Here is a 5,376-nt window from a genome sequence, read left to right as displayed (position 1 = left end):
GTTGAGCGGACGCTGGGTCACCTGAAGGAGCACCGGAGGATCGGGACGCGGCACGAGAAGTTGGCGGGGAGCTATCGAGCGATGGTGCAGTTGGCGATCATGGAGCGCTACCTGCGCGAATATCCAGACAGTGCCTAGTGTATGCCTCGGGCGCGCTCTATGTGCTCCACGTTCTCTCTCCTTCAGACTTTACCCTGCAGAGCGTCTGACGTTGAGCGGTTCGCTTGCGAATCCGCTCAAACGTGTTGTTATGTCTCACCGACCGTCGGTTCAGGAAGCGACTGAAGTGCAGAGCACGACCTTGCATAGACTTGTTCATAAGACTCATAGGCCAACATGGTGTTGAGCTCACGCAATTCGGCGGCGCCTACCTCGCGTTCCTCAGTACTCCAGGAATCTGCTTGAATATCAACAAGCAGCGCCGTGTGTGGAGTCAGTGGGTGGTACATCTTCACTCGCGTGGGGGGCTCTCCGGGGCCATTTTCGCGCGCGTGGAGATTCACAACCGGTTGGTCTGTCGTGATGAACTCGTCACTACCCGCGGTCTTGAGATGAACGATGCGTGTGGAATGCCTTCGCTCAAATAGGCTGCTCCCCATATTGGTGGCGAAGATAGTTCGCATTACCCCCCACGCAGCCGCTACATCAAAGTCAACCTCGTCGCCTATTGCCTCGACAATGTCTGCGGCCCGGCGAGGTGTACGCGAATACTGCATCGATAAAAAGAACGCGAAGTCTGCGTACGTCTTGTCGTCGTCCAGGCTCCGAAGGTTGCCGTGTCGCAGACTACTGAGGATCGGCACCATGCTCGACTCGACTTTGCTATGGAGTTCCTCTTCCAGATTGTTGGTCACAACGTCAAGGGCAGCTCTTTCCTCAGGCCCTGTCTTGCCCTCCGAGTCGAGTGCTGCTTGGATCTCCTGCGGTAAAGTGAAGATACGTAGCCACTCCACGGCAATTGACCGCAGATGCTCTGAGAGGCCCGAAAGAACCAATCGCGAAACACCTCGAATCTCTGCAGCTGTAAGCGGACGCAATCGATAGAAGTCCCGACGATTCGCCAAATTCTCAGCGCTCGTTGTGAAGAACGTCCCGGCTCGCCTGCAGCAAATCTGGCCGTTGACTGCCCAAGCATTCAGATAGTGCTTCCAGACATAGTGCTGTCTTCTCTTTTTCACTGAGGCATCAGGTGGCAGGTACGCGCGGTGTGCGGCATAACTACGGACTAGGCGCAGTTATGCCGCGTTGCAACGCGGAAGGCGTCCGCGTAACACGCACGGCGATAGAAGCCCGAGACTCCCGACGGCACCATGACGGCCCCTAGCTCATACCTCGGGTCTGCATAATACGCGTCCGCTCTCCTGAACGAAAGCTGACGCGCCTCTACCCCGTGCTCTGCATGGCGGCGGCGATGCCGTTGAGCGAGACGTGCAGCGCGCTGCGCAGGGCGGCGCGGTCGCCCTTGCTCTGAGTGGTAGCCTCGGCGTCCGCGTCGTCATACCACCGGCGCATCAGCTCGATCTGGACGAGGTTGAGCACGTCCGTGTACGGGTTGCGCAGCGCGATCGAGCGGCGGATGACGCGGCCGTGGTCAAGGAGCGCGTCCTGCTCGCTGATCTGGAGCACGGCGGTCTTCGTGCGGGCGAACTCCGCTTCGAGGCGGGCGTGGACGCCGTCGCCGGTGAGCGTGGCGGCCCCGTGGGCGCGGCGGGCATAGCGCGCGGCCATGTCGAGGCGGGCGCGGGCGAGTTCGCGCTGCGCGTTGTCGATCACGGCGCGGAAGAAGGGCCAGGTGGCGTACATCTTCCGCAGGTCGTCGAGCCGGTCCTCGGCTCCCTCCTGTTCGGGTTGGATCGCGTCGGCGAGGGCGGTGCCGACGCCGTACCACCCTGGCACGAGGTAGCGCGGCTGCGTCCAGGCGAAGTTCCACGGAATCGCGCGGAGGTCGTCGAAGGCCACCTCGTCGGCGGACTTGCGCGAGATGGGGCGGCTGGCGAGCGGCAGGTCCGAGATGAAGGGCACAGGCGTCGTCTTGACGTACCACGGCCACGTCTCCGGCGCGTCGATCAGATCGCGGTAGGCCGCCATCGAGCGGTCGCCGAGGGTCTGCATGAAGGCGCGGGTGGCGTCCTTGGTCGGCCCGGCGAAGGCGTGGTCGGGCGTCGGCTGGGCGAGCGCGGTGAGCTGTGCGTGCACGATCTGCTCTAGGTGCCGCCGCGCGATGTCGGGGAGGGCGTAGCGGAACGAGATCACCTCGCCCTGCTCGGTGAAGCGGATGCGGCCGTTGTGCGACTCCGGCGGCATGGCGAGGATAGCCTGGTTGGCCCGCCCGCCTCCGCGCCCGACCGTCCCGCCACGTCCGTGGAAGAGCCGCAGGTCGACGCCGTGGCGGTTGCAGACGCGCGCGATGGCGCCCTGCGCCTTGTGGAGCGCCCAGTTGGCCATCCAGTAGCCGCCGTCCTTGTTGGAGTCGGAGTAGCCGAGCATGACCTCCTGGAACGGCTGCCCTTTGCCACCGGGGGTTGCATCACCACGTGCCTGGATGTGCTTCTGGTAAATCGGGTGCGTGTAGAGCGCCGCTAGCCGGTCTTCGGCGGCGTCGAGGTCGGCAATCGTCTCGAAGAGCGGGACGGCGTCGATAGGGCTCTCGACGGTGCCATTCTCGCAGAGCCGCCACAGGCCGGTTTCCTTGGCGAGGAGCAGCACTTCGAGCACGTCGCTCACGTCGCTCGTCATCGAGACGATGTAGCTGCCGATGCTGGCCGGCTCGCGCTCGATGGCGCGGCGCATCACCTCGAACACGTCGAGCAGCCGCTGCGTGTCGTCGGGCAGCGGGGCCGCGCGCGGAACGAGCGGGCGCGGGTTCTCCAACTCGGCGGTGAGCACCGCCACCTTCGCGTCCTCGTCAAGCGCGGCGTAGTCATCCGTCACGCCGCCCATGCAGAGCAGGTCGGTGACGGCGGCCTCGTGCACGCGGCTGTGCTGGCGCACGTCGACGGTCATGAGGTGGAAGCCGAACGTCCGCGCCTGAACGAGCACCTCGGCGAGCAGCCCCCGCTCCGCGATACGGCGCAGCCCCCCCGCGATGAGCGCATCGCGCAGCGTCTCCAGGTCCTCGATGAACGCGGCTGATGAATAGGGGGGTGCGTCGTTGCTCGCGGGGTCGGCTCTGTTGGGATCCGTGGCGCGCAGCGCGTCCACCTTCTGCATCATGTAGAAGAGCTTGAGGCGGAACGGCTCCTGCTGGTACTGCCGCCGCCGCCGCTCGGGCAGCGGGATCGTGCGCGCGTCGGCCTCGATGCTCTCGTAGAGCGCGGTCGGGACGTCGACCTGCTCCTCGGAGACGGAGAGCTGCAGGCGCAGGTCGTTGAGGGCGTTCCGGTAGAGCCGCAGCGCCTCGTTGCGCAGCTCGCGGAGTGTCCACGACGTCACCTCGGGCGTGACGCGCGGGTTGCCGTCGCGGTCGCCGCCGATCCACGAGCGGTAGCGGAGGAACGCGGGCAGCTCGGGCGTGGTGTCGCCGAGGTCGTCGCCGTAGTAGATCCGCAGCGCGGCCTGGGCGTCGCGGTGGATGCGCGGGACGGTCTTCCAGATCGAGTACGCAGCGAAGTAGATGCCCTGGAGCACCTCGTCCTGCACGGTCATCCGCTCGGCGCGGACCTCGTCGGTGGTGAGCAGGATCGTGATGTCGCCCGCGATCTCGGCGATGAGTTCGTCGCGCTCCGACGGCGTCGTGGCGGGGTTGCGGAGCGCGTCGAGGCGCTTCGAGACGGCCTGCTGGCGCATCAGGATCGAGCGGCGGCGCGCCTCGGTCGGGTGCGCCGTGAGCGTCGGCTGGATGTCGAGGTGGCCGAGGAGGTCGAGCACCTCGCCGAGCGTCTTGCCCTCGCCGTGCAGCCCTGCGATGGCGTTGCGCACCGACTCCGGCCGCAGGCTGCTGGCTCCCGGCTCCGCCGTCGCGTGCGCCCGCTCGCGGTTGATGCGGATGATTTCGAGCTGCTCGGCCTTGTTGACGAGGTGGAAGAACGCCGTGAACGCCCGCAGGATGATGAGCAGGTCGTCGAGCGAGAGGTGGCGGAGTTCGTCGGCGACGGCGTCGTATCCGTCTTCCCTAGAGCCGTCTTCCCTAGAGCCGTCTTCCCTGGAGCCTGCCGCCCCGCCCGCTTCGAAGGCGTCGCGGCAGGCCTTGCGCAGCCGCTCGATGAGCGCGAGCGTGTCCGGCCCGTGGCGCTCGCGGACGACGTGCCCGAGCAGCGCGCCGAGCAGGTTGACGTGCTCGGAGAGCGGCACCGAGATGCCGCTGCCCTCGGTGACGATGTCGAGGCCGTTCCAGGAGGCGACGCGGGGTTCGGGGAGCATGGTGGTGGGCAGTAGGCGGTGGACAATGCATCGGCGGACGCCGGAGCGGCAAGATCGTACCCGGCCGGGTCCCTGTTTGGGGCTAAGTGCCTGAAGCCGTCCCTTCTCCCCCCAAGCTTCTGCCTCCCCAGGTCCGCGCGTTCCGTTCGCCGATGTCCGGATCGCTGCGGACGTGTTTCGTGTTGCCCAGTGCGTGTTGCCCAGTGCGTGTTGGCCTCGATCCGATGCGCAACACGGAACACAGCGCCATGCAGACACCCTGACGACGACTCTGTATGACACGGTGCCCTTGCGACACAAAGCAGTCATAGGGCACGTCGTAGCTTGCTGCGCTCTGCTTGCTTCCCCACTCCGCCCGTGATCACCTACGTCTCCGGCACGCTCGTCGCCAAGAAGCCCACCGAAGCCGTCATCGACGTGCAGGGGCTGGGCTACGAGGTGCTCATCCCCGCCTCGTCGTTCGACAAGCTACCCGCCGTGGGCAGCCCCGCCAAGCTGCTCACCATCCACCACGTCCGCGAGGACGCCGCGCTGCTGTTCGGTTTCGCGACCGACGCTGAGCGGACGCTCTTCCGCGAGATGACGAGCGTGTCGGGGGTCGGACCGAAGCTGGCGCTCGCTGCCCTCTCGGCGATGGCCCCCGCCGAACTGCGCGCCGCCGTGATCGCCGACGACGCGGCGATGCTGACGCGCATCCCTGGCGTGGGCAAGAAGACCGCGCAGCGGCTGTGCGTCGAGCTGCGCGACCGCCTCGCCAAGATCGACGGGCTCGGGCAGGCCTACCTCGGCGGCGACGGCGAGAGCGCCGCGCTCCGGGAGGATGCCCGCGCGGCCCTCATCGCGCTGGGGCTCAGCCGCGCCGACGCCGAAAAGCGTATCCGCAAAGCGCTCCGCGCCGACGCCGCGATCTCGTCCGCCGAGGCCCTCATCCGCGCCGCGCTGCGCGAAAGCTAGCCTGCTCTCTTCGCCCTGGGCGCCGGGTGGCGCTCGCTACGACGATGCTTCTCGTATGACGGT

The 5,376-nt window shown here is 66.6% G+C and carries 4 protein-coding genes; 2 read left to right on the top strand and 2 right to left on the bottom strand.

The window, feature by feature from the left end:
* The coding region (locus AAFU51_04435; protein ID MEO1570495.1) for an IS5/IS1182 family transposase at positions 1 to 138 on the top strand (138 nt) is incomplete at its 5' end.
* A 110-nt stretch (positions 139 to 248) separates the two neighbouring features.
* Here the strand turns inward: AAFU51_04435 and AAFU51_04430 are convergent.
* Positions 249 to 1,178: a DUF4238 domain-containing protein gene (locus AAFU51_04430; protein MEO1570494.1), complete on the bottom strand. Its 930-nt coding sequence runs from the start codon at positions 1,176 to 1,178 to the stop codon at positions 249 to 251.
* Positions 1,179 to 1,383: 205 nt separating this feature from the next.
* Complete coding sequence (gene ppc / locus AAFU51_04425; GenBank protein MEO1570493.1) at positions 1,384 to 4,359, bottom strand: phosphoenolpyruvate carboxylase; 2,976 nt, start codon at positions 4,357 to 4,359, stop codon at positions 1,384 to 1,386.
* 357 nt (positions 4,360 to 4,716) lie between these two features.
* On the opposite strand from ppc, the gene ruvA reads away from it, so the two are divergent.
* On the top strand, positions 4,717 to 5,313 hold the full coding sequence (gene ruvA, locus AAFU51_04420; GenBank protein MEO1570492.1) for a Holliday junction branch migration protein RuvA: 597 nt from the start codon (positions 4,717 to 4,719) through the stop codon (positions 5,311 to 5,313).
* Positions 5,314 to 5,376 lie beyond the last annotated feature (63 nt).

This window comes from Bacteroidota bacterium (genome assembly GCA_039821555.1).
Classification (GTDB): Bacteria; Bacteroidota; Rhodothermia; order Rhodothermales; family Rubricoccaceae; genus JBCBEX01.
The sequence above is the reverse complement of the archived record's forward strand: the minus strand, read 5'-3'. Positions and strand labels throughout refer to the sequence as shown.